The organism is Duganella sp. Dugasp56 (genome assembly GCF_047304105.1).
Taxonomy (GTDB): Bacteria; Pseudomonadota; Gammaproteobacteria; order Burkholderiales; family Burkholderiaceae_D; genus Rugamonas; species Rugamonas hordei.
The window spans coordinates 1-22,288 of sequence record NZ_JBGLYQ010000072.1; the positions used below are offsets into that span (position 1 = coordinate 1).

20 protein-coding genes and 1 riboswitch are annotated in these 22,288 nt (G+C 63.9%); of the genes, 17 read left to right on the forward strand and 3 right to left on the reverse strand.

Annotated features, from left to right (window positions below):
* The 15 genes from ACCD07_RS30695 to bluB form a co-directional block, all read left to right on the forward strand.
* The coding region (locus tag ACCD07_RS30695; RefSeq protein WP_413449512.1) for a hypothetical protein at positions 1 to 261 on the forward strand (261 nt) is incomplete at its 5' end.
* A 32-nt stretch (positions 262 to 293) separates the two neighbouring features.
* A complete protein-coding gene (gene cobT / locus ACCD07_RS30700; protein WP_413449513.1) occupies positions 294 to 1,328 on the forward strand; it encodes a nicotinate-nucleotide--dimethylbenzimidazole phosphoribosyltransferase in 1,035 nt (344 codons plus the stop codon).
* A gap of 5 nt (positions 1,329 to 1,333) precedes the next feature.
* Positions 1,334 to 2,116 (forward strand): adenosylcobinamide-GDP ribazoletransferase, encoded by a 783-nt coding sequence (locus tag ACCD07_RS30705; protein WP_413449514.1) that lies wholly within the window; start codon positions 1,334 to 1,336, stop codon positions 2,114 to 2,116.
* A 4-nt stretch (positions 2,117 to 2,120) separates the two neighbouring features.
* Positions 2,121 to 2,672, forward strand: coding sequence for a histidine phosphatase family protein (locus tag ACCD07_RS30710; protein ID WP_413449515.1), 552 nt, complete (start codon positions 2,121 to 2,123; stop codon positions 2,670 to 2,672).
* A gap of 33 nt (positions 2,673 to 2,705) precedes the next feature.
* Positions 2,706 to 2,938, forward strand: a riboswitch (cobalamin riboswitch).
* Positions 2,939 to 3,072: 134 nt separating this feature from the next.
* Positions 3,073 to 4,929, forward strand: a complete 1,857-nt coding sequence (locus ACCD07_RS30715; protein ID WP_413449516.1) for a TonB-dependent receptor domain-containing protein — start codon at positions 3,073 to 3,075, stop codon at positions 4,927 to 4,929.
* Positions 4,930 to 4,996: 67 nt separating this feature from the next.
* Positions 4,997 to 6,019 carry a FecCD family ABC transporter permease gene (locus tag ACCD07_RS30720; protein WP_413449517.1) on the forward strand — a complete coding sequence of 341 codons (1,023 nt, stop codon included), beginning with the start codon at positions 4,997 to 4,999 and terminating at the stop codon, positions 6,017 to 6,019.
* Between the two features lies 1 nt (position 6,020).
* The gene (locus ACCD07_RS30725; protein ID WP_413449518.1) at positions 6,021 to 6,794 is read left to right on the forward strand and encodes an ABC transporter ATP-binding protein; all 774 of its coding nucleotides are present in this window, start codon (positions 6,021 to 6,023) and stop codon (positions 6,792 to 6,794) included.
* Positions 6,791 to 7,417 (forward strand): cob(I)yrinic acid a,c-diamide adenosyltransferase, encoded by a 627-nt coding sequence (cobO, locus tag ACCD07_RS30730; RefSeq protein WP_176656041.1) that lies wholly within the window; start codon positions 6,791 to 6,793, stop codon positions 7,415 to 7,417. Before ACCD07_RS30725 ends, cobO begins: the two co-directional genes overlap by 4 nt.
* A complete protein-coding gene (locus tag ACCD07_RS30735) occupies positions 7,417 to 8,724 on the forward strand; it encodes a cobyrinate a,c-diamide synthase (protein ID WP_413449519.1) in 1,308 nt (435 codons plus the stop codon). The genes cobO and ACCD07_RS30735 overlap by 1 nt, the downstream gene beginning before the upstream one ends.
* Entirely contained in the window at positions 8,721 to 9,278 is a 558-nt protein-coding gene (cobU, locus tag ACCD07_RS30740) for a bifunctional adenosylcobinamide kinase/adenosylcobinamide-phosphate guanylyltransferase (RefSeq protein ID WP_176656043.1), read from the forward strand. The genes ACCD07_RS30735 and cobU overlap by 4 nt, the downstream gene beginning before the upstream one ends.
* The gene (locus ACCD07_RS30745; protein WP_176656044.1) at positions 9,272 to 10,225 is read left to right on the forward strand and encodes a CobD/CbiB family cobalamin biosynthesis protein; all 954 of its coding nucleotides are present in this window, start codon (positions 9,272 to 9,274) and stop codon (positions 10,223 to 10,225) included. Before cobU ends, ACCD07_RS30745 begins: the two co-directional genes overlap by 7 nt.
* On the forward strand, positions 10,218 to 11,207 hold the full coding sequence (gene cobD / locus ACCD07_RS30750; protein WP_176656045.1) for a threonine-phosphate decarboxylase CobD: 990 nt from the start codon (positions 10,218 to 10,220) through the stop codon (positions 11,205 to 11,207). Before ACCD07_RS30745 ends, cobD begins: the two co-directional genes overlap by 8 nt.
* On the forward strand, positions 11,204 to 12,091 hold the full coding sequence (locus ACCD07_RS30755) for a cobalamin-binding protein (RefSeq protein ID WP_176656046.1): 888 nt from the start codon (positions 11,204 to 11,206) through the stop codon (positions 12,089 to 12,091). The genes cobD and ACCD07_RS30755 overlap by 4 nt, the downstream gene beginning before the upstream one ends.
* Position 12,092: 1 nt before the next feature.
* Positions 12,093 to 13,559, forward strand: coding sequence for a cobyric acid synthase (locus tag ACCD07_RS30760; protein ID WP_413449520.1), 1,467 nt, complete (start codon positions 12,093 to 12,095; stop codon positions 13,557 to 13,559).
* Positions 13,556 to 14,227, forward strand: coding sequence for a 5,6-dimethylbenzimidazole synthase (gene bluB / locus ACCD07_RS30765; protein ID WP_353405569.1), 672 nt, complete (start codon positions 13,556 to 13,558; stop codon positions 14,225 to 14,227). The genes ACCD07_RS30760 and bluB overlap by 4 nt, the downstream gene beginning before the upstream one ends.
* Before the next feature lie 6 nt (positions 14,228 to 14,233).
* Here bluB and ACCD07_RS30770 read toward each other — a convergent pair whose 3' ends face one another.
* Positions 14,234 to 15,964 (reverse strand): alkaline phosphatase D family protein, encoded by a 1,731-nt coding sequence (locus ACCD07_RS30770; protein WP_413449521.1) that lies wholly within the window; start codon positions 15,962 to 15,964, stop codon positions 14,234 to 14,236.
* A gap of 94 nt (positions 15,965 to 16,058) precedes the next feature.
* Between ACCD07_RS30770 and ACCD07_RS30775 the strand changes: the two genes are divergently transcribed.
* Positions 16,059 to 17,462, forward strand: a complete 1,404-nt coding sequence (locus tag ACCD07_RS30775) for a DHA2 family efflux MFS transporter permease subunit (RefSeq protein WP_176656050.1) — start codon at positions 16,059 to 16,061, stop codon at positions 17,460 to 17,462.
* Here the strand turns inward: ACCD07_RS30775 and ACCD07_RS30780 are convergent.
* Entirely contained in the window at positions 17,459 to 19,492 is a 2,034-nt protein-coding gene (locus ACCD07_RS30780) for an FxDxF family PEP-CTERM protein (RefSeq protein ID WP_413449522.1), read from the reverse strand. The genes ACCD07_RS30775 and ACCD07_RS30780 overlap by 4 nt on opposite strands.
* 164 nt (positions 19,493 to 19,656) lie before the next feature.
* Between ACCD07_RS30780 and ACCD07_RS30785 the strand changes: the two genes are divergently transcribed.
* The gene (locus tag ACCD07_RS30785) at positions 19,657 to 20,049 is read left to right on the forward strand and encodes a hypothetical protein (protein ID WP_176656052.1); all 393 of its coding nucleotides are present in this window, start codon (positions 19,657 to 19,659) and stop codon (positions 20,047 to 20,049) included.
* A 31-nt stretch (positions 20,050 to 20,080) separates the two neighbouring features.
* On the opposite strand, the gene ACCD07_RS30790 is transcribed toward ACCD07_RS30785, so the two are convergent.
* On the reverse strand, positions 20,081 to 22,105 hold the full coding sequence (locus ACCD07_RS30790) for an esterase-like activity of phytase family protein (RefSeq protein ID WP_413449523.1): 2,025 nt from the start codon (positions 22,103 to 22,105) through the stop codon (positions 20,081 to 20,083).
* Positions 22,106 to 22,288: the final 183 nt, after the last annotated feature.

Sequence of the window (22,288 nt, forward strand, 5' to 3'; positions counted from 1 at the left end):
GTTTCACGAAACCCGAAGGTTTCGTGTGCACTTCCATCAAACGTCCACACTTATCGACTGTTAATTTTTAAAGAACTCTGTTCGGTACTGCTTGCTGAAGAAGCGTTGTGTTCATCAGCGAAGAGGCAAGATTATGAGGCGTTTCGAATGTTTCGTCAAGCACTACATTTTCTTCTCTTTTCCCGCAACACTCAGCATTTGCATGCGCCGTTTTGCGGGGAGGCGAACTATAGCAAGAGCTGCTGCCGCTGGCAAGGGTAAAATAGCGATTCCACCGATTTATAAGTCGCCCCATGTTCATTCCAACCATCCCTACTATTAATAACGAGGCGCTGGCGGCCCTGCTGGACAAGGCCATCAACAATAAAACCAAACCGCTGGGCAGCCTGGGCGTACTGGAGTCGCTGGCCAAACAAATCGGGCTTATACAGAACACACGCGAACTCGCGATCACGCGGCCAGCCATTCTGGTATTCGCCGCCGATCACGGCGTGGTGGCGGAGGGCATATCCGCCTATCCGCAAGACGTGACCTGGCAAATGGTGGAGAACTTCCTAGCGCGCGGCGCCGCCATCAACGTCTTCGCGACGCAGAACAACTGCGAACTGCACGTCATCGACGCCGGCGTCAATCATGACTTCGGCCCGCGCGACGGCCTGACCGACCGCAAGCTCGCCCCCGGCACCAGGAACTTCGCCCACCAGCCGGCGATGAGCCGCGACACCTGCGACGCCGCGCTGGCCGCCGGCATGGCATTGGTCGCGGAACTCGATGGCAATGTCGTCGGCTTCGGCGAAATGGGCATCGGTAACACCACCACCGCCGCCGCGCTGATGCACAAGCTGACCGGCGTCCCGGTAGCGCAATGCGTGGGCGCCGGCACAGGCCTGTCCGCCGACGGCGTACTGCGCAAGCAGCACGTCATTGAGGCGGCAGTCGCCAGACACGCCGCAGCGGTGGAACCGCTGGATGTCCTGTCCACCTTCGGCGGACTGGAAATCGCGATGATGGCCGGCGCCATGCTGAAGGCTGCGGAAATGCGCAAGGTGCTGCTGATCGACGGCTTCATCGTCACCAGTGCGCTGCTGGTCGCCGCGCGCCTGCAGCCAGCGATCCTGGACTACTGTGTGTTCTCGCACTGTTCGGACGAAAGCGGACATCAACAGATGCTGGCCGCGTTGGGCGCCAAGCCGCTGTTGAACCTGGGCCTGCGCCTGGGCGAAGGTACCGGCTGTGCGCTGGCGCTGCCGCTGCTGCATGCATCGGTCAACTTCGTGAACCAGATGGCCACGTTCGAGTCGGCCCACGTCAGCGAAAAGTCCGAGTAAGCACCGTGCATCAACTACGCCTGTTCTTCACCGCGCTACAGTTCTTTACCCGCCTGCCGATTCCCGGCTGGGTGGGCTTCGATCCGGCGTGGTTGAACCAGGCATCGCGCTACTTTCCCGCTGTCGGCGCGGTCGTCGCCGCCATCACTGCCGGCGTGTACGCGCTGGCGGCCTTGGTCTTTCCCTCGCCGGTCGCGGTGCTACTGTCCACCGCCGCAGGCATCTATGCCACCGGCGCCTTTCACGAGGACGGCTTCGCCGATACGTGCGACGGCTTCGGCGGCGGCATGACGCCGGAGCGTGTGCTGGAGATCATGAGAGACTCGCGCATCGGTGCCTATGGCGCCATCGGCGCCATCTGCCTGCTCGGCCTGAAGTGCGTCACGCTGGCCAGCCTGCCGCCTCTGACCGCCATCGCCGCGTTATTTGTCGCCCATCCTCTGTCACGGCTGATGGCCACGTCGCTGATCTGGCGCCTGGACTACGCGCGCGCCGAAGGCAAGGCGAAGCCGTTGGCGCAAAAGATGAACAACGGCGAATTCGCCATCGCCGCCACTACTGCCGTCATCCCCGCGCTGGCGATGACCACACTGGGTTGGCTGACCTGGCATGCGCTAGCCGTCGGCATCATCGCCGCCACCATCGCCACCATCTGGCTGGCCCGCAAATTTGTCCGCCGCATCGCCGGCTACACCGGCGACTGTCTCGGCGCCGTGCAGCAGGTCACCGAGGTGATGTTCTACCTGTGCGCGCTGGCCAGCATGCACCACGGCGCACTGCCTTGGTAACGCGATGCGGCTGATACTGGTCCGCCACCCTCAGCCGCTGGTTGCCGCTGGCATCTGTTATGGCCGCACCGATCTCGCCGTGGCCGACGACCAGATGGCGCAAACCCTGGAGGCACTGTCGGCCGCCCTGCCGCGCGGCCTGACGCTGTATTCCAGTTCCTTGCGGCGCTGCGCCAGCCTTGCCGCGCAACTGGCGCCGCAACTGCACTCCCCTGCGGCGATTATCGATGCGCGCATCGTGGAGATCGACTTCGGCAGCTGGGAAATGCAACCGTGGGACAACATCCCCCGTGCCGATATCGATGCATGGGCCAGGGATCTGGTTCACTACCGCCCAGGCGGCGGTGAAAGCGTGCTGCAGATGGCCGAGCGCATCGCCACCTTCCATGCGGACCTCCTGCGCCGGCAGCGTGACGCCATCATCATCTGCCACGCCGGTGCGATGCGCCTGCTGGCAGCCTGCTACGCCGGCCTGTCGCCGGCGGAAATGGCGCTGCAGGCCGCCCAACGCCCGCATCAAATCGGTTACGGCGCCACGCTCGTCCTCGATCGCTAAACCGTCGCCCCATGACCGGTGCAGCACAAACCCGTATAATGACCGGGTTTTGGTGCTCGCGCGTCCGTCCGGATGCGCAGTTAAACGGGAAACACGAAGCCGATAGTCCAGTCGATAACGGCCCACGTGTGCTGCCCCCGCAACGGTAAGCAAGTGTCGCAAATCACGCGCGACAAACCTCCTCTGACAACCACTGTGCTCCGCATGGGAAGGTGAGGCGGTCTAACTTGCCAGCCCGGATACCGGCCAAATCAGGTGGAAGTGAGCGAACGGGATGTGCGCAAACGGATCGGGCCGGCCTTCGTGGCACGGCTCCGTACGGCGCATTGCCCAGTTTTCCGCTTCTGTTCAATCTGGCCTACGGGGACGTCGGCCGGTTGCTCTTAACAGAAATTACATCATGACCCTTCGTATCTCCCGTCCTGCCGCCCTGACGTCGCTGGCGTTCGCCCTGGCGACCGCCTATGCCCACGCCGAACCCGTGGCTGGCACCGTGCTGGTCACCGCCACACGCAGCCCGCAGGCACTGGCCGACGTCATCAGCGACAGCGTGACCATCGGCGCCGAGCAAATCGCCCAATCCGGCGCAGGTTCCATTCTCGACCTGCTGCAGCGCCAGCGCGGCATCGAAGTCGCCCGTAACGGTGGCTCCGGCACCAACTCCACCGTGTTCATACGCGGCGCCAACAGCAACCAGAACATCGTTCTGGTCGACGGCGTGCGTATCGGCTCGTCCACCACGGGCGCCGCCAACTGGAGCGCCGTTCCGCTGACCGCCATCGACCACATCGAAATCGTTTATGGTCCACTGAGTTCCCTGTATGGCGCCGACGCCATCGGCGGCGTGATCCAGATCTTCACCAAGAAGGGTAAGGGCGCGCCGGCGCTGACGGCCTTCGCCGGCTACGGCACCGACAACACCCGCGAGGCCGACGCTACCATCTCCGGCGCGACCGGCGGCGACCATAGCGTCGGCTACGCCGTCAGCGTCGGCAAGGAAAAGTCGGACGGTTTCTCGGCCACCCGCCCGGGCAGCAGCTCGTACAACGCCGACAAGGATGGCTACGACCGTGAAAACGCTTCCGGCCAATTCAGCATGCGCCTGGCCGAAGGCCACGAAGCCGGCGTGCTCTTCATGCACAGCAAACTCGATTCGCAATACGACAACGGTTCCTCGGCCTACGATGTCCGCTCGAACGCAAAGCTCGAGAATGGTGCCGTCTACAGCAAGAACCAGATACTGCCAGCCTGGCAAAGCCTGTTGCAGTATTCGCAGACCAAGGACGAAGGCGCCACCTACAGCAGCGCCGCAGCCTCGGGCTATTCGCAGATCAACACCAAGCAGACCGACTTCTCGTGGCAGAACGACGTGCAGATCGGCGCCGACGTGCTGCAACTGCTGTACGACCACCGCAAGGAGGAGGTACAGAGCAACGGTTCCGCGCTGCTGAACCGCGACCGCATCACCAATTCCTACGCCGTCTCGTACAACGCGCGCCGCGGCGCCAATCTGCTGAACGCCGGCATCCGCCGCGACAACTCGGTCTACGGTTCGAAAAACACCGGCTCGCTGGGCTACGGTTACGCCTTCACCCAGCAGCTGCGTGCCACCGCCAGCTACGGCACCAGCTTCCGCGCACCGACCTACAACGAGTTGTACTACCCGCAGTTCGGCAATCCGAACAACAAGCCGGAACAGGGCAAGAACGCGGAAGTCGGTCTGCACTACGATAACGGCATGACCGCACTGGGCGCCAGCTACTATCACAACCGTTTGACCGACCTGCTGGTCAACACCAACCCATGCCCGTTCGGCTCCAAGGACTACCCGTTCGGCTGCGCCTACAACGTCAACCACGCGCTGCTGGAAGGCCTGACGCTGTCCGCCAGCCAGAAGCTGGGCAGTTTCAACTTCAGCGCCAACGCCGACCTGCAGGATCCGAAGGACGAAACCACCAACAAGCGCCTGCAGCGCCGCGCCAAAAAACATGGCAACCTGGCGGCCGAGTACAGCACCGGCACCGTCAACGCCGGCGTGGAGGTCGAGCTGTCCGGCGACCGCTACGACGACGCGGCCAACAAGAACCGTCTGGGCGGCTACGGCCTGGTCAACCTGTACGCAAGCTATCGCTTCAACAGCGACTGGTCCGCGCTGGTTCGCTGGAATAACGTAGGCGACAAACGCTACGACCTGGCGCGCAACTACGCCACGCCTATGGGCAAGGTATTTGCCGGCATCCGCTACGGTTACAAGTAAGCGTATTGGTGTAATCTGCCGGACGTGGATCCCTTCCCCGTCCGGCAGCTTTTTTCGAAAGCAGTGCATGCATTCTTTCTCCCGTAATCTGAGACAGCGCGCCACCATCACCCTGACCGGGCTGGTGCTGTTCGCCTTCGCCAGTCTGATCTTCTCCGGCATGACCGGTTCGGTCTCGATTCCGCTTTCCGATATTCCCTCAGCAGTCGGTGAACTGCTGCATGGCCAGGCCCAAACGCTGGCCGCCACCCTGCTCGATCTGCGCCTGAGCCGGGCAATAACCGCTTTCGTCACCGGCGCCGCCCTGTCGCTGGCCGGCGTGATGATGCAAGCGCTGTTGCGCAATCCGTTGGCCGATCCCTATGTGCTAGGCATTTCGGCCGGTGCCTCCGTCGGCGCGCTGGCCGCGCTGCTGTTCGGCTGCGCCATCTGGATGGTCGACGCCTCGGCCTTCGGCGGCGCGGTCGCCGTCTCGATGATGCTGTACCTGCTGGCCCGGCGCGACCTGCGCGGCGGCGCGGCGGCCGAAGGCGGCACCGCCCTGTTGCTGCTGACCGGCGTGATCCTGTCTTCCGCCTGCATGGCGATGGTGACGCTGATGTTGTCGATCGCGCCGGAAAGCCGCCTGCGCAGCATGGTGTTCTGGATGATCGGCGACCTGGCCGGCGCACCGATGCGCGCGCTGCCCTGGATCGTGCTGGCCGGCGGCCTGGTATTCGCATTGCGCAGCGCCCGTTCGATGAACGTGATGGCACTGCATGCGGAAGCCGCCGCCACGTTGGGCATCCGCGTCGGCGCCTTGCGCAAGGGCCTGTTCTTCGTTTCCGGCCTGCTGACCGCCAGCGCGGTCACCAGCGCCGGCAGCGTAGGCTTCGTCGGCCTGATCGTGCCGCATGCCTGCCGTTTCGCCGTCGGCCCCGACCATCGCGCACTGATTCCGGCTGCGGCACTGGCCGGCGGCACCTTCCTGCTGCTGGCGGACACACTGGCCCGCACCATCATCGCGCCGCAGCAGCTGCCGGTGGGAGTGCTCACGGCGCTGATCGGCGCGCCGGTTTTCCTGTATCAATTGCACCGGCTGCGTAAATAAGATGATCAGCACCCACAACCTTTCCCTGAAAATCGGCCAGCGCCAGCTGGTCGCAGATCTGAACTGGCGCGTGCAGGAAGGCGAATGCTGGAGCGTCATCGGCCGCAATGGCGCCGGCAAGAGTACCTTGTTGCGTACGCTGGCGGGCTTGCGCGATCCCGATGGCGGTCATGTGGCGATCGGTGGACGTCCATTGACCGAATGGCCGCTGGCCAAGCTGGCGCGCCAGCGCGCCTTTCTGGCGCAAAGCCGCAGCGACGCCTTCGCATACAGCGTCATCGAAACCGTGCTGTCGGCGCGTCACCCCTATCACGACAACCGCTACTGGGAAGGCAGCGACGACCACGCCGTCGCATTGAAGTCACTGAAGTCGATGGAAGTGGCCGACCTGGCCGAGCGCGACGTGCGCACGCTGTCCGGCGGCGAGCGCCAACGGGTTGCCATCGCGGCGATGCTGGCGCAGGACACGCCGCTGCTGCTGCTCGACGAACCGGCCAACGCGCTGGATCTGGCACACCAGGTCAGCGTCATGAGCCTGTTGGCGCGCCTGTGCCGTGAACAAGGCAAGACCGCCGTCATGATCGGCCACGATTTGACGCTGGCTCACAGCGTCTCCACCCACGCGCTGCTGCTGATGGGCGACGGCCGCTGGCTGGCCGGCACCACCGCCGAGGTGATGAAGGCCGATATCCTCGGCGACTACCTGGGCCATCCAATCGACATCATCCAGCACGGCAAGCGCAGCATCTTCATCCCTATCGAGGAATCCGCATGAGCGAACAGAATACCGACGAGATCAATGCATTGAACGAGCGCCACCGCGTGCGCATGGAACGCAAGAAGGCCATCATCGACGCCAAGATAGCCGCCGCCGACAAACAGATCGGCATCATCATCGTCAACACCGGCAACGGCAAGGGCAAGAGCTCCAGCGGTTTCGGCATGGTGATCCGCGCCATGGGCCACGGCATGAAGGTCGGCGTCGTGCAGTTCATCAAAGGCGCGATGCAGACCGGCGAAGAACTGTTCCTGCGCCGCTTCCCCGAGGAGGTCAGCTTCCACTCGATGGGAGAAGGCTATACCTGGGAAACCCAAAACCGCGAACGCGACATCGAGAAAGCGCAGCTGGCATGGGAACAGGCCAGGCGCTTCCTGGCCGATCCTGAAATCGGCCTGGTGGTGTTCGATGAACTGAACATCGCCCTGAAGTACCGCTATCTGGATGTGGAAACCATCATCAACGATTTGCTGGCCCGCCCGGCGATGCAGCACGTCGTCATCACCGGACGCGGCGCACCGCCGGAGCTGATCGCCATCGCCGACACGGTGACCGAGATGGAAGTCGTCAAGCACGCCTTCAAGGCGGGCATAGGCGCTCAGGCCGGGACCGAGTGGTAATGACTGCGCACCTTGAAGTGAAAGCGCTGCTGGTGGCCGCCGTGGCTTCCGGTCAAGGCAAGACCACCGTGACGGCGGCGCTGGCGCGCAAGCTGGCGAAACAGGGTAAGCGGGTGCGCGTGTTCAAGTGCGGTCCGGATTTCATCGATCCGATGCTGCTCGAACGCGCCAGCGGTGCGCCGGTGCGTTCGCTGGATTTGTGGATGGTGGGCCGTGAGCTGTGCCGCAGCCAGCTGGCGCAAGCGGCCGTCGAAGCGGACGTGATCCTGATCGAAGGCGTAATGGGCCTGTACGACGGCGCGCCGTCGTCCGCCGACCTGTCGCGCGAGTTCGGCGTGCCGGTGATGGCGGTGATCGATGCTTCCGCGATGGCGCAGACCGCCGGCGCGCTGGTACACGGCCTGCGCGACTACGGTCCGGTCGAAATGGCCGGCGTCGTCGCCAACCGCGTCGCCAGCGAAGGCCACGCCAGGATGGTGGCGGCCTCGCTGCGCGACATTCCCTTGTTTGCCACCCTGCCCCGGCAGGCAAAATCGCTGCCGGAGCGGCATCTCGGCCTCGTGCTGCCGGGTGAGGTGAGCGACATCGACGATCTGCTCGACAACCTGGCCGACCAGCTGGTGTTCGACGAAGCGGCCTGGAACAGCCTGCGCCCGGTGCGCATCGAGATCCCCGACGCGGCAGCCATGGTACAGGCGCCGCTGCTCGCCGGCCTCACCATTGCCGTCGCGCGCGATCCCGCTTTCATGTTCCTGTACCCGGCCAACCTGGACACGTTGCGCCAGCTCGGCGCAACGCTGGCATTCTTCTCGCCGTTGGCCGACGAAGCGATACCAGTCGAAGCAGGCGCGGTCTATCTTCCCGGAGGCTACCCGGAGCTGCATGCCCAGGCGTTGTCGCAGGCGGCCGCATGGCAGGCTTCGATCCGCACCGCCCATGCGGCAGGCGTGCCTATCGTCGCCGAATGTGGCGGCATGATGGCGCTGGCCGATACACTCGCTGATCAATCCGGCGCGGTATGGCCGATGGCCGGGCTGCTGCAGGGCACGGTGGCGATGCAGCCGCGTCTCGCCGGCCTCGGTTCGCAAGGACTGCCTACCGCACAAGGCGTCCTGCGTGGCCACACCTTCCATTACTCGAAACTGGAAACGGTGCTGGAGCCGGCCGCGCACACCATCAAGCATCCGTCCACCGTGCCGGGTGAAGCCTGGTATCGCGTAGGCTCGCTGGCGGCTTCGTATTTTCACGCCTACTTCCCATCCAACCCCGCGGCGGTAGCCGCTTTGTTTTCAAGGAGTGAACCATGACACGTACTTTGATACTAGGCGGCGCACGTTCCGGCAAAAGCGCGTACGCCGAGCGGCTGGCCATCGATTCGGGCAAGGAAGTGGTCTATGTCGCCACCGCCACCGCCGGCGACGCTGAAATGGCAGCTCGCATTGCGCATCACCGCAATACCCGCCCGGCGGAATGGACCACGGTCGAAGAACCGCTGGCACTGGGCAACCAGCTGCTGCGCTGGTCCTCGCCCGATCGCCTGATACTGGTGGACTGCCTGACGCTGTGGCTCAGCAATCTGCTGTTCAGCAGCGGCGAGGAATATCCGGAAGTCGGCGAGATCGTCTTGCCGGCGCTGTTCCACGAACAGCAGGACATGCTGGCCAGCGCGCTGACCAAGTGCGCCAGCGACGTGGTACTGGTGTCGAATGAAGTCGGTCTGGGCATCATGCCGATGGGCGCGGTGTCGCGCTGCTTCATGGACGAACAAGGGCGCCTGAACCAGGCCATGGCTGCGATCTGCGACCGCGCGGTGTTCGTCGCCGCCGGCCTGCCGCTGTCGTTAAAAGGCGCGCCGTGCTGACAGGCTTGAGCTTTGCCGCCATCGCCTTGCTGATGGTGGCGGGCGTGGCGCTGGACCTGCTGCTGGGCGAAGCCCGGCGCTGGCATCCGCTGGTCGGCTTCGGCAACCTGGCGATCGCGCTGGAACGTCGCCTCAACCGAGGCACGCTGAGATTCTGGCGTGGCGCGCTGGCATGGACACTGGCCGTGCTGCCGCTGACCGCCATCGCCGCGTTGCCGCTCTGGCTGCCGGCATGGCTGCCATGGGCCGCGCACGCCATCATGCTGTATTTCTGCCTCGGTCTGCGCAGCTTGCGCGACCACAACCTGCCGATCGCCGACGCGCTGGCACACAACGATCTGCCGAATGCCCGCCTGCTAACGGCCCGCATCGTCAGCCGCGACACCGCCAGCGCCAGCGAAATCGAACTGACCAAGGCCAGCGCCGAATCCATGCTCGAGAACGGCAACGACGCCGTCTTCGGCACGCTGTTCTGGTTTATCGTCGCCGGCGGTCCCGGTGCCGTCCTGTTCCGCATGGCGAACACGCTGGACGCGATGTGGGGCTACCGCACCGCGCGCCTGCTGCAGTTCGGCTGTGCTGCAGCCCGTATCGACGACGCACTCAATTACATTCCGGCGCGGCTGACCGCGTTTTCCTACGTAGTGCTGGCTCCCGGCCTGCAAGGCAAGCTGCGTGCCTGGCGGTGCTGGCGCGCGCAAGCACCGGCATGGAGCAGCCCGAACGCAGGTCCCGTGATGTCCAGCGGCGCCGGCGCCCTTGGCGTGCAGCTGGGCGGTCCCGCCATCTATCATGGTGAGGTCGAACACCGTCCACCGCTGGGCGTGGGCGAACCCGCCACAGGCGCCGACATCAACCGCGCATGGCAGCTGGTCGTGCGCACGACGGCACTATGGCTGGCCATCGCCTGCGTCATCGCAGCAGTCGTCGAGGTTTTCCATGCTTGAACACGGCGGCAACCTGCGCGACGCCACGCTGCGCTTCGGCCGCGACGATTGGCTCGACCTTTCCACCGGCATCAATCCGCACTGGTATCCAGCGCCCGCCTTGCCAGGCAATGCGTGGCATCGCCTGCCGGAAGCCGATCCGGAGCTGGCGTTGGCTGCCGCGGACTACTACGGCGCGCCGCAAATGCTGCCGGTAGCCGGTACGCAAGCCGCCATCCAGGCACTGCCGCGCCTGCGCAAGCCGTCGCGCGTGGCTGTCGCCGCCCCCTCGTACGCTGAACACGCGCATCACTGGAACGAGCATGGACACACTCTGACGCAAACACCGTATGAGGAACTCAATGCGGCGGTGGCGCACAGCGACGTCATGGTGATCTGCAATCCCAACAATCCGACAGGCGCCAGCGTGTCCGCTGCGCAGTTGCTGGAATGGGCCGGCCCACTGGCGGCCCGTGGCGGCTGGCTGGTGGTCGACGAGGCTTTTGGCGACACTGCGCAAGAGAACAGCGTCGCGGCGCACAGCGGACGTCCGGGGCTGATCGTCTTGCGTTCGGTCGGAAAATTTTTTGGCCTGGCAGGCATCCGGCTGGGCTTCGTCGCCGCGCATCCAGATCTGCTGCACGCGCTGGCTGACCTGCTGGGTCCCTGGACCATCAGCGGCCCGGCCCAGCACATCGCCCTCGCCGCCTTGCGCGACCAACAATGGCAAGCCGACACGCGCGATCAACTACTGGCCGGAGGCGAACGGCTGCGTCGACTGCTGGCGGCGCACGGCATTCAATCCAATGGCACCGCGCTGTTCCAGTGGTGGAGCGAGCCGCGCGCCGAAGCGTTCTGGCAGCACATGGCCGAACGCGGTGTCTGGGTGCGGCTGTTCAAGCGGGCGGCACGCGGCATCCGGCTAGGCCTGCCGCCGGACGACAATGGATGGCGGCGGCTGGAGACGGCGCTACAAGAATGGACCAACAAGGAACCCACATGAACAAACCGACGACCAAACTGCTGGCAACCCTGGCAGTCCTGGCAACGGCCGCCACGGCCAGCGCCGCCATCACAGTGCGCGACGACGACGGCAACGTCGTCACGTTGCAAAAACCCGCGCAGCGCGTCCTGGCCCTGGCGCCACACGTGACGGAACTGCTGTACGCGGCCGGCGGCGGCGACAAGATCGTCGCCACCGTCACCTATAGCGACTTCCCCGAAGCGGCCAAGAAGCTGCCGCGCGTCGGCGACAACCGCCAGGTCGACATGGAGCGCGTGATCGCATTGAAGCCGGACCTGATCGTCGTCTGGCTGCACGGCAGCTCCGAGCGTCAGATCGAAACCATGCGCACATTGGGTATCCCGATGTTCCACAGCGAGCCGCAAAAACTCGACGGCATCGCCGACAGCCTGCTGCGCCTCGGCCAGTTGATGGGCACCGAAAGTGTCGCGCAGCCGGCCGCCGCGGAGATCCGCCAGCAGTTCGCGGCGCTGGCCAAACAGTACGGCAACCGCCCGCCGGTGCGCTTGTTTTACCAGGTCTGGGACAAGCCGCTGTACACGCTGAACGGTAAATCCATCGTCAGCGATGCGATGCGCCTGTGCGGCGGCGTCAACATCTTCTCCGACCTGAAAGTGACGGCGCCCGTGGTCAGCAACGAAGCCGTGCTGCAGGCCGACCCGGAAGCGATCTTCGGCACCAGCGAAAAGAATTACGGCGGCGTCAATCTGTGGCGTAGCTACACCACCATGACGGCGGTCCGCAACGACAACCTGTTCACGCTGAACGGCGAACTGCTGAACCGCGCCGGCCCGCGCATGGTCGCAGGTACCGTCGCCCTGTGCGAAAAACTCGAGCTGGCGCGCCAGCACCGCAAGAACTGATATGAGCTTCTCTTACTCGACCCTGATGGTACAGGGCACCACCTCCGACGCCGGCAAGAGCACCATCGTTGCAGCCCTGTGCCGGCTGGTCAGGCGCCAGGGCGTGCGCGTCGCACCGTTCAAGCCGCAGAATATGGCGCTCAACAGCGCCGTCACGGCCGACGGCGGCGAGATCGGCCGCGCACAGGCGCTGCAAGCCATCGCCGCCGGCATCGCTCCGCACACCGACATGAATCCGGTCCTGCTCAAGCCATCCAGCGACATCGGCGCCCAGGTCATCATCCACGGCAAGGTGCGCGCCGAAATGAACGCGCGCGACTATCATCAATACAAAACCATCGCCATGCAGGCGGTGCTGGAATCGCACGAACGCCTGCTGAAGCAATACGACTGCGTCATCGTCGAAGGCGCGGGCAGTCCGGCCGAGATCAACCTGCGCGACCGCGACATCGCCAACATGGGCTTCGCCGAAAAAGTTGACTGCCCGGTGATACTTGTGGCGGACATAGACCGCGGCGGCGTGTTCGCCCATATCGTCGGTACCTTATCCTGCCTGTCCGAGAGCGAACGTGCCCGCACCATCGGCTTCGTCATCAACCGCTTCCGCGGCGACATCAAGCTGCTGGAGCCGGGGCTCGAATGGCTGGAACAGCAAACCGGCAAGCCGGTGCTGGCGGTGCTGCCCTACCTGCACGGCCTGTTCCTCGATGCGGAGGATGCCGTGCAACCGGTGCAAGCCACGCGTGGCGCCTTCCGCGTCGTGGTGCCCAGCCTGCCGCGCATGAGCAACCACACCGACTTCGACGCATTGCGCGCGCACCCGGACGTTGATCTGCGTTTTGTGCGCCAGGGCGAAGCGATCCCCGCCGCCGACCTGATCATCCTCCCCGGCAGCAAGAATACGCGCGGCGACCTTGATTGGCTGCGTGCGCAAGGTTGGCCGGAACAGATAGCACGCCACCTGCGCTACGGCGGCAAAGTGATCGGCGTCTGCGGCGGCTTCCAGATGCTGGGCCGCAGCGTCACCGACCCGATGGGCATCGAAGGCAAGGCAGGCGACTCTACCGCCCTCGGCCTGCTCGACATGAGCACCGAGATGACGGCCGAAAAGCGCCTGGTGCAAGTACGAGGCGTGTGCGCCCTCGACGACAGCAAGGCCGGCGTCAGCGGCTACGAAATCCATATGGGCACCTCGACCGGCAGCGCGCTCGACACCCCAGCCTTTATCATCGACGGCCGTCCCGAGGGCGCCCGCTCGGCGGACGGCCAGATCCTCGGCACCTATCTGCACGGCCTGTTCGACACACCGGAGGCCAGCAGCGCACTGCTGCGCTGGGCCGGCCTGCATTCGGAGCACATAGTGGACACCAGCGCGCTGCGCGAAGCCAGCCTGGATCGCATCGCCGACGCCGCCCAACCGTTGCTGGATGCGTTGATCACACTACGAAAACCAGGAGCCACCCCATGAGCACCGCAACCAATCCGTACGCCTTTTCACAGCCGGAAATCGACGGCGTCTACCGCGCCATCCGCGAGCGCCGCGACGTACGCCATTTCAAACCGGGACCGCTGGAGGTGGGCCAGCTTAAGCGCTTCATCGCCGCTGCGCATAACGGCCCCAGCGTGGGCTTGATGCAGCCGTGGCGCTTCATCCGCATCACGCAGCCGGAATTGCGTGCGCAGATCCACCGGCACGTCAATGAAGAACGCATCAAGACCGCCGAGGCGCTGGGCAAGCGCGCGGAGGAATTCATGCAGCTCAAGGTGGAAGGCATACTGGCCTGTGCGGAAGTGCTGGTGGTCGGACTGGTCGACAAACGCGACGGATACATCTTCGGCCGCCGCACCATGCCGGAAATGGACCTGGCCTCCGCCTCGTGCGCGCTGCAGAACTTCTGGTTGGCCGCACGGGCGGAAGGCATAGGCGTAGGTTGGGTTTCCATGTTCGATCCGCAGCGGCTGCGCGATATCTGCGGCATGCCGGAGGGAAGCCAGCCGATCGCAGTACTGTGCGTCGGGCACGTGGACGAGTTCTACACCGCGCCGATGCTGGAGCTGGAAAAATGGGACCAGCGCCGTCCGCTCAGCGATATCCTGTTTGAGGACCTCTGGGACAATCCTGCCGGCGTAGGTTAGACCGCATCAGGCGCCGGCGCATTCCTCGATCCTGCGGTTGCCCGGGCCCGGCAGCACGCGCAGGCTGCGCTCCGTGGCCGCCGTGAATTCGTGCTTGAACACCGTGTCTACAAAGCGCCAGTCGCAGCGCACCTGCTCATGGCTGGCGGTGACGATCATGTATCCACGCTTGCTGGTCTGCGCGTAATACAGCGGTTCGATCAAGTCGACCATCATATTGGCTACATCCTCGGGATCACGGTCCGGGTACGCGCCCTCCATTCCCGGCGACGATACCGACGCGGTCGCGAACTCCACGCCCACCTGGCGGCCTTGCGCATCGTGCAGGTCGCTGGCCCAGGCGTTGTGGGTGTCGCCGGCCAGCACCACCATGTTCTTGCGGTGGCGCTGCATCATCGAGAACACCAGTTCGCGGTCGTTCTGGTAACCGTCCCAGGAATCCATATAGCAGGGCAAGGTCGGCGCGGACAGCCATTTCGTCTCCTTGCCGCTGACGCAGGAAGGATCGGCGGCGGCGCGCTTCTTCAGCGCCGAGTAGTCGGTGCAACTGCATTCGCCCATCGCCACGGCAGTCGGATATTCCATGCGCGCCATCAGCACCTGCTGGCCCAGCATCTGCCAGCGCGCGCTGGAGTTCTTCACCTGCTGTTCCAGCCATTCCATTTGCGTGGCGCCCATCATCTGCCGGCGCGGCGAACAGACGTCATGCTTGTACTTCTCCACGTCGAAGCGTTTGTGCTCATCGTAATAGGACGACATCATCAGCTGCTGGTCGCGGCCGATCAAGCGCGTATCGAGCATGTGCAGCGATACCACGCCACCGAAATCGAACGAGCGGTAGATCTTTTCCGGCGACGACGCATCGGGCGCGCGGATCGGCATCCACTCGTGGTAGGCCGTCATCGCCGCCAGCTTGCGCAGCGTGAACGGTCCGTATTCGCTGGCCTTGTGCTCGGCCGAACCGTCGCGCCAGGTATCGTCGGCAAATTCGTGATCGTCCCACACCGCGATGAACGGCATCGCCGCGTGCACCGCCTGCAGATCCGGATCCGTGCGGTATTGGGCGTAGCGGCGACGGTAGTCGTCCAGCCGCAGCAACAGTTCGCGCGGCTCCGACACCCGGCCCAGCGCCTCGGCGTTGCCGCAAGCGTAGCCGGTGCTTTCGTATTCGTAGATGTAGTCGCCGATGTGCAGCGCAGCGTCGATATCGTCCTGGCGCGCGGCGTCGGCATAGACGTTGAAGTAGCCGGATGGGTAGTTCGAGCAGGAGAACACCGCCAGCCGGACCTGGCGCGCATCGGCGCGCGGCAGCGTCTTGGTACGGCCGACGTCCGACTTCACCGTATCGACCGCAAACTGGTAGTAGTACACATGGCCGGGCAGCAGGCCGGCGGCATCCACCTTGACCGTGTAGTCCTTCTGCATCGATGTGGTCGAACTGCCATGGGCCACCACCATCTGCATGGCCGGATCGGTCGCAATCTGCCAGCGCACGGCGATGTCGCCTTCCTGTTCGTTGCGGCGCGGCGTGACGCGGGTCCAGAGAATGACGCGGTCGGTTAGCGGGTCGCCGCTGGCCACGCCATGATCGAAGCCGACGGCGGCGCCATCGCCGATGCCGGCGGCGGTGCTGCTGCAGCCGCCCAAACCAGCGCCGGCGCCCACGCCCAGCAAGGCGGTGGATGCCATCTGGCGGATAAACCCGCGACGACCAGGGAACAGCGGTTTGGCGTCCATATCATCTCCATCGACCGTTTCGATGAGCGCAACTTACGCCCGATTCATGACGACGATATGACCGTCCGGTTTCTTTTGTGTGACAATCGAGGCCATGAACACTAACGCCGCCAAGAGCTACCTGCCCTGGGTAGTCGCCACAGCCCTGTTTATGGAGCAGCTTGACTCCACCATCGTCAATACGGCGATCCCCAGCATGGCGGCCAGCCTGCAGGTCACGCCGCTGAGCCTGAAGGCCGTGGTCACCAGCTACATCCTCAGCCTGGCCGTGTCGATACCGATCAGCGGCTGGATGGCGGACCGCTTCGGTACCCGCCGTGTCTTCATGAGCGCCGTCGCGATATTCACCGTGGCATCCGTACTGTGTGGCCTGTCGGTCAACTCGCCGATGCTGGTGGCGGCGCGGCTGCTGCAGGGCCTTGGCGCGGCGATGATGATGCCGGTCGGGCGCTTGACCATCGTGCGCACCTTCCCAAAATCGGAACTGCTGGCGGCGATGAACTTCGTGATCATCCCGGCGCTGATCGGCCCCTTGCTCGGCCCTACGGTCGGCGGCTTGATCGTGCACTGGCTGACGTGGCGGGATATTTTTTTCGTCAACGTACCGGTCGGCCTGGTGGCGATCTTCCTGGCAAACCGCTACATGCCCGACTATCGCAGCGAAAGCCAGCGGCCGCTGGACCTGATCGGTCTTGTCTTGTTCGGCACCGGCATAGCGTTGCTGTCATGGCTGCTGGAGATATTCGGCGAGCACCGGTTGGATATCACCTCGGCCTCGGTACTGCTGCTGATCGCCTGCAGCCTGCTGGCGGCCTATGGATGGCACGCCAGGACGGAGCCGTTCCCCTTGCTGCGGCTGGCGTTGTTCAAGATACGTACTTTCCGCGTATCGGTGGTCGGCGGGTTCATCACCCGGCTCGGCGTCGGCGGTTTGCCGTTCCTGCTGCCGCTGCTGTACCAGTTGGGGCTCGGGTTGCCGGCATGGCAATCGGGCTTGTTGATGATGCCTTCCGCCGCCGCAGCGATGGGCATGAAATTCATTTCGGTGCGGGTGCTGGCGAAGTTCGGCTACCGCCAGGTCCTCACCGTCAACACGGTGCTGATCGGCCTGACCATCAGCATGTACACATTCGTCCAGCAAGGCACGCCGCTGTATGTGATCGTGATGATCAGCCTGTGCCTGGGCTTCTTTAACTCGCTGCAGTTCTCCAGCATGAACAGCATTGCCTATGCCGATGTCGATGGAGCCGATTCCAGCATGGCCAGTACCATGGCCAGCTCGATGCAGCAACTGTCGATGAGCTTCGGCCTGGCCGCTGGTTCGTTGGTGACCGGCTGGTTCCTGGGCGACCTGCCTCAATCCAACCGCATCGCGCTGACCGGCGCCCTGCATCACGCCTTTATTGCGCTGGCCGTGCTCACCATCCTGTCATCGCTGACCTTCTGGTCGCTGCGCAAGGAGGATGGCGAGAGTATCAGCAGGGGCAGTCCGGCTTAGCGGTCGCCCTGCTTGCGGCGACGCGCGATGGCGGCCACCATGGCCAGGCCGGCGAACAGCATTGCGTACGTCGCTGGTTCCGGCACGGCGGCCACGCCGGTGTAGGCTCCGTCGAAGCTATAGCGTACCGCCAGTCCGTCAATACGCGTGGCGCCGACCAGCATCAGGAAGTTGGCGTCATGGGTCACATCGCCCAGCAGGCGGAAGGCATAGGCGCCCGATGCCGCTTCGGTGAACGACAAGGTCTTGCCGTTGACGACCGCACCGAGGCCATTGAAGGTCAGCGAAGAGGAACCGAGCATCACCGACGAGTCGTCCGTCAGCGACAGGCTGGCGAAAGTCTGGCCGTTCGCGCCACCGGCATTGGTCAACTGCAGCACACCACCATTCAATATCAGCGCACTATTGGCGGAGAGCCGGTTCGCGCCATCCAGCGTCAGCACGCCGCCGCTGATCTGCGTGGCGCCGGTGTAGGTGCTCACGCCCGACAATGCGACGTTGCCGCTCTTGATCTCCACGTTGCTGAAGTTCGAGATCGAACCTGCATACGAGAAGCTGTTGCCGGCGCCTGGATTGACCACCATGGTATTGCCGCCGCCGCTGCCGCCGTTGATGCTGCCGACGACGCTGCCGCCGGTGATGGTCAGGCTGTTTTGGCCGCTGCCCATCTCAATCGCCTTGCCGCTGCTGGCGCCGTTGATGATGCCGCCGTTGACGATGACGGTGTCGTCGGCGCCGGACTTGATGGCCGCGTTGATGGTACCGCCGCCAATGATGCTGGCGCCGGCGTTGTTATTGATGGTGACGACGAAACCGCTCCTGGCGCCCACCGCCACAATGCCCGAATCGCTCTGGCCGCGTATCACGCCGCCGCTCTGGTTGGTGATGGTCGCATGGCCATACAAGCCTTCGCGCAAGCCGCCAGAGCCGGCGATGTCGTTGCCGGCCAGCGTGATGCCGCGTCCGACGGCATTGCCGTTCCCGGCCGAGACCAGACCTTCGATGGTGCCGGAGTTGATGATAGTGCCGCCGCCAACGCTGATGCCTTCGCTGTACGCCAGACCATCGGCAGGCGCGCTGAAGGCGTTGATCGAGCGGATGATGCCGGTGTTGGTGACGTTGGCGATGCCGTCGATATCCAGGCCGTCGCCGTCGCCTGTTACGCCGTTGCCGCTGACAAGGCCATGATTGACGACGGTGGCGATCTGCTTGTTATTGAAGCCATCGAGATTGACGCCCGAGCCGTTCATGCCGCGGATAATGCCGCCGGCGTTATTTGTGATGCTCATGGTGAAGTTGGCCGAGGCGTCGCCCTGGCCGCCGGTGATGCCGTGGCGCGCACCTTCGACCAGCCCGGTGATGCCGTTGACGATGGTGGCGCCGCTGTTTGTTTGCGCGTCGATGCCGTCGCTGCTGCTGCCGGTGCTGGTCAGCGACAAGATGGTGCCGCTGTTGTTCACGACGCCGCCAACACCGGTACGCACCGCGTCAGCCTCGCCGGCCTTCAGCAAGCCGCCGGCATAGTTGTTGACGATGTTCGTGCCGGATGTCATGGCGCTGAAGTCTACGGCCTGCGCGCCGCCGGCACTGGCGTTCAGTGAGATCATCGAGCCATAATTATTCAGCGTGACGCCGGCGTTTGCCTTGTTCATCTGGATCACGTCCGCGTCGGCGGCCTGCATCAGCGCGGTGGCATTGGCAGCGCTGCCGTTGTTGATGGTCAGGCCGGTGACGCCGGTGTTATCGCGGATCACGCGGCCGGTGCCGGTCTGCTTGATCGTGCCCTGGTTGTCCAGCGTCGCATTGCTACCGGTGATGGTGACGGCGACCTTGTCGGTGGCGACCGTCAGCGTGCCTGCTGCAGTGATCGTGCCGGACTGGCCGGCCGCCAGCGTTTGCGCCTTGGTATTGGCGTTGCTGATGGTGCCGGGGAAATCGACGGCCGATGCGGCACCCACGCTGAGCGGCAATGCTGCCGCCATCAGCAGGAATTGAACGGCGGATGAAGATTTCGGCAGTGCGATCGGCATGATTTGTCCCGTTTATTGTGTAAGCAAACTTTCAATATCCCATAAAATTATGACAAGGCCGTGACGGTGTGGCATCGATGCACATACGCCGTTCATGACCTGTGCGGCGGTGAAGCAAGCTGCTATGCTGCCGCGCTGCCGTCTTTCATACCAAGGGATTCTTCATGCAAAAATTAGCCGCATATGCAACGGCGACAACAACACTGGCCACGGCCGTCATCGCCGTTGCAGTGTGCTTCATCGCGTTTGGCGGCCGCAAGGCGCCGGTATTCAGCACGCCGTATCAGGCGGTCGCGCTGATGAACGGGCAGCTGTTCTATGGGCGCGCGGAGGAAGGCAGCGGCGAGTATCTGTCGCTGCGCGATGTGTTTTACATTCAGGGCCGGCAGGATCCGGAAACCAAGGCGGTAACCAGTGTGCTGATCAAGCGCGGCGGCGAAGCCCATGGGCCGGACCACATGCTGATCAACCGCCAGCAGGTGCTGTTGATCGAACCCGTGAAGGCCGATTCGCAGATCGGCAAACTGATCGCGGAGCAGAACGCCGCAGCGAAATAAAAAAGGCGGGCCGCCTGGCCCGCCTCACTCATCAAAATGCTGTCAGCGCCTTGGTGAACTTGATCAGCCACAAGCGGCTTGGACGCTCGCGATCCTCGCCGCGTGCAACGCGGATCGTGTTCGCGGCATTGCAACCGGCGGCGGCGCTGGTGATGATGGAACCGGCCGCATCGACATTGCACTTGGTGACATCGGCGTCGTCCACCACCACGCCAGCCGGCGTAAAGATCCTGGTTTTCATGCCGAAGTCGTTGTCATTGGCCAGTGCCAGCGTATTGCCATCGACGATGGTCAGGCCTTCGGCTTTCTCTGCCAGCCAGCCGATCGCGTTCAGATCGAGCAGCAGCGTTTTCTTCAGCGTCACCACCGATTTCCAATCCGCGCCATTCACGGCAGCGCCGCTCATGCTGCTCTTTTCCAGGTCGGAGGTCTTGACGTTGTAGGCCGCCGCTGCGATATCCGTCGCCGCGCCGATCTCCACCAGCATCAGCTTGTTGAACACTTTGCCGGCGGGGTTGGCGCCCTGCTCGATCACGATGAATTTCCCGTTGCCCAGTGCGACCAGGTCGCCCAGCTTGGCGTTGCCGGTGCGGCCGTCCTGGTAGTCGGCGGCGTCGAGTGGATACGCGTACATCTTGCCCGAGGCGCCAGTGGTCGGATCGAATTCAATCCAGCGCGTGAAGCGCGCAAAGCGCTCGATCGCCTCGCTCTTGCCGGTCACCGAATAGGTCGCGTTGCCGTCGGTCAGAGGGCTTTGCAGGAAGCCGTGCAGCTTGTCGGTACTGGTATCCAGCGTCAGGCCTTCCATGCCGCGATTGGCGCGGCGCTTCAGGAAGATGTCCGGCAGGCCGCTGCCTGGTGCGTACTTATTGAGGATGATGCCGGTGGCCGGATCGAGCTTGATGATAAACGGACCGTATTCGTCGGAGATCCACAGCAGGTTGCGCTTCTTGTCGACCACGATGGCTTCGGTATCGAGGCCGTTGGCATCAAAGGTGGCCTTGCTGTTGGCGTCGTACTTCATCGCATCAAGCACCGGCAGTTCGGCCGAGTTGCCGATGGCGCCAGGCGGGATGGCCAGGCCGGAAGTCTTCACCGTGGCCGATGCCTTGATCGGCGTCGACGTAGTGAGCACCGCGCCGGATTTGCCGACGGTGATCACACCGAACGACGGCGTGAAGCTCGGCGACGGGAATATCTTGGCGCCGGTGACGCCGCTGCCGCTCAACGACGGCAGGTTCGGGCCGTCGCCGTTCGGACCGCGGTCAGTCAGGCCGTAGAACTCCAGGTCGCCGTTGGCGTTGGTGCCCTTGAAGGCGATGGAGGAACCGTAGGACGGCAGGAAGCCCAGCGGGAAATCTTCCTTGACCTTGGCGTTGCTGCCTTCGTACGGCACGTAGTAGCTGGCGGCGGCCTGCATCTGATAGCGCATCACGCTGACGGCGACGGTACCCAGCGGCGTGGTCTGAGTGAAGGATTCGCTGACCGGCGTACCGACCTTGGAGGCCAAGGTGTCTTCGAAGTGTTCGCGGACCAGCGCACGGCGGCTGTCATCGACGGTGCGGGTGGCGTACCTGGCGCCGGCGGCGGTCAGGTTGGCGCTCATGGCGGTGTTGAAGGCGGCAGCATCCAGAGTGAAGTCGGCGCTCTTCGACGCCAGTGCGGTTTTCACATCGGCGGCCAGCTTGATGCCGTTCGACGGATCACTGTCTTCATCCAGCAACTGCAAGGCCAACAGGCGGTTGACGACTTTCGTGTCCTTGACGTCGGTAACGCCGGCCAGCTGCAACGGCGTGATGGTGGCGGCGCAAGCGGCGCTGCCCAGCGCAACGCCGCCGATGCTGAAGGCGACGGTATCGCCGGCGTAGCAAGTAAACTCTCCCTTGGCGGAAGTCGTGGCTTTCGCGGCGGTGCCGGCGACGTAGTCCAGGTTTTCCACCGCGCCATCCAGGAAGACACCGGTCATCTGTGTTTTGGCGGGCGCCGCAGTATCGCTGCCGCCACATCCTGCCAGGACGGAGAACACCGCGAGCGATAACAAGGAGAAGTTTTTCATGTAGCTGGCCTCAGTTGAAAAAGAGACAAGCTTAGCTACACTGCGTTACATGGATGTGACAGACGAAAAAAAGCCCCAACCAGATCTTCTGGAAGGGGCTTTTTAGTATAACTAGCCTGACGATAACCTACTTTCACACTGGTTGCAGCACTATCATCGGCGCAGAGTTGTTTCACGGTCCTG

Excerpts from the sequence above, each read along its gene's own strand:
- ACCD07_RS30715 (WP_413449516.1), top strand. The coding sequence starts at position 3,073 with ATGACCCTTCGTATCTCCCGTCCTGCCGCCCTGACGTCGCTGGCGTTC.
- ACCD07_RS30775 (WP_176656050.1), top strand. The coding sequence starts at position 16,059 with ATGAACACTAACGCCGCCAAGAGCTACCTGCCCTGGGTAGTCGCCACA.
- cobU (WP_176656043.1), top strand. The coding sequence starts at position 8,721 with ATGACACGTACTTTGATACTAGGCGGCGCACGTTCCGGCAAAAGCGCG.
- ACCD07_RS30725 (WP_413449518.1), top strand. The coding sequence starts at position 6,021 with ATGATCAGCACCCACAACCTTTCCCTGAAAATCGGCCAGCGCCAGCTG.
- ACCD07_RS30710 (WP_413449515.1), top strand. The coding sequence starts at position 2,121 with ATGCGGCTGATACTGGTCCGCCACCCTCAGCCGCTGGTTGCCGCTGGC.
- ACCD07_RS30785 (WP_176656052.1), top strand. The coding sequence starts at position 19,657 with ATGCAAAAATTAGCCGCATATGCAACGGCGACAACAACACTGGCCACG.
- cobD (WP_176656045.1), top strand. The coding sequence starts at position 10,218 with ATGCTTGAACACGGCGGCAACCTGCGCGACGCCACGCTGCGCTTCGGC.
- ACCD07_RS30790 (WP_413449523.1), bottom strand. The coding sequence starts at position 22,105 with ATGAAAAACTTCTCCTTGTTATCGCTCGCGGTGTTCTCCGTCCTGGCA.
- ACCD07_RS30770 (WP_413449521.1), bottom strand. The coding sequence starts at position 15,964 with ATGGACGCCAAACCGCTGTTCCCTGGTCGTCGCGGGTTTATCCGCCAG.
- cobT (WP_413449513.1), top strand. The coding sequence starts at position 294 with ATGTTCATTCCAACCATCCCTACTATTAATAACGAGGCGCTGGCGGCC.
- ACCD07_RS30735 (WP_413449519.1), top strand. The coding sequence starts at position 7,417 with ATGACTGCGCACCTTGAAGTGAAAGCGCTGCTGGTGGCCGCCGTGGCT.
- ACCD07_RS30720 (WP_413449517.1), top strand. The coding sequence starts at position 4,997 with ATGCATTCTTTCTCCCGTAATCTGAGACAGCGCGCCACCATCACCCTG.
- cobO (WP_176656041.1), top strand. The coding sequence starts at position 6,791 with ATGAGCGAACAGAATACCGACGAGATCAATGCATTGAACGAGCGCCAC.
- ACCD07_RS30780 (WP_413449522.1), bottom strand. The coding sequence starts at position 19,492 with ATGCCGATCGCACTGCCGAAATCTTCATCCGCCGTTCAATTCCTGCTG.
- ACCD07_RS30755 (WP_176656046.1), top strand. The coding sequence starts at position 11,204 with ATGAACAAACCGACGACCAAACTGCTGGCAACCCTGGCAGTCCTGGCA.
- bluB (WP_353405569.1), top strand. The coding sequence starts at position 13,556 with ATGAGCACCGCAACCAATCCGTACGCCTTTTCACAGCCGGAAATCGAC.
- ACCD07_RS30760 (WP_413449520.1), top strand. The coding sequence starts at position 12,093 with ATGAGCTTCTCTTACTCGACCCTGATGGTACAGGGCACCACCTCCGAC.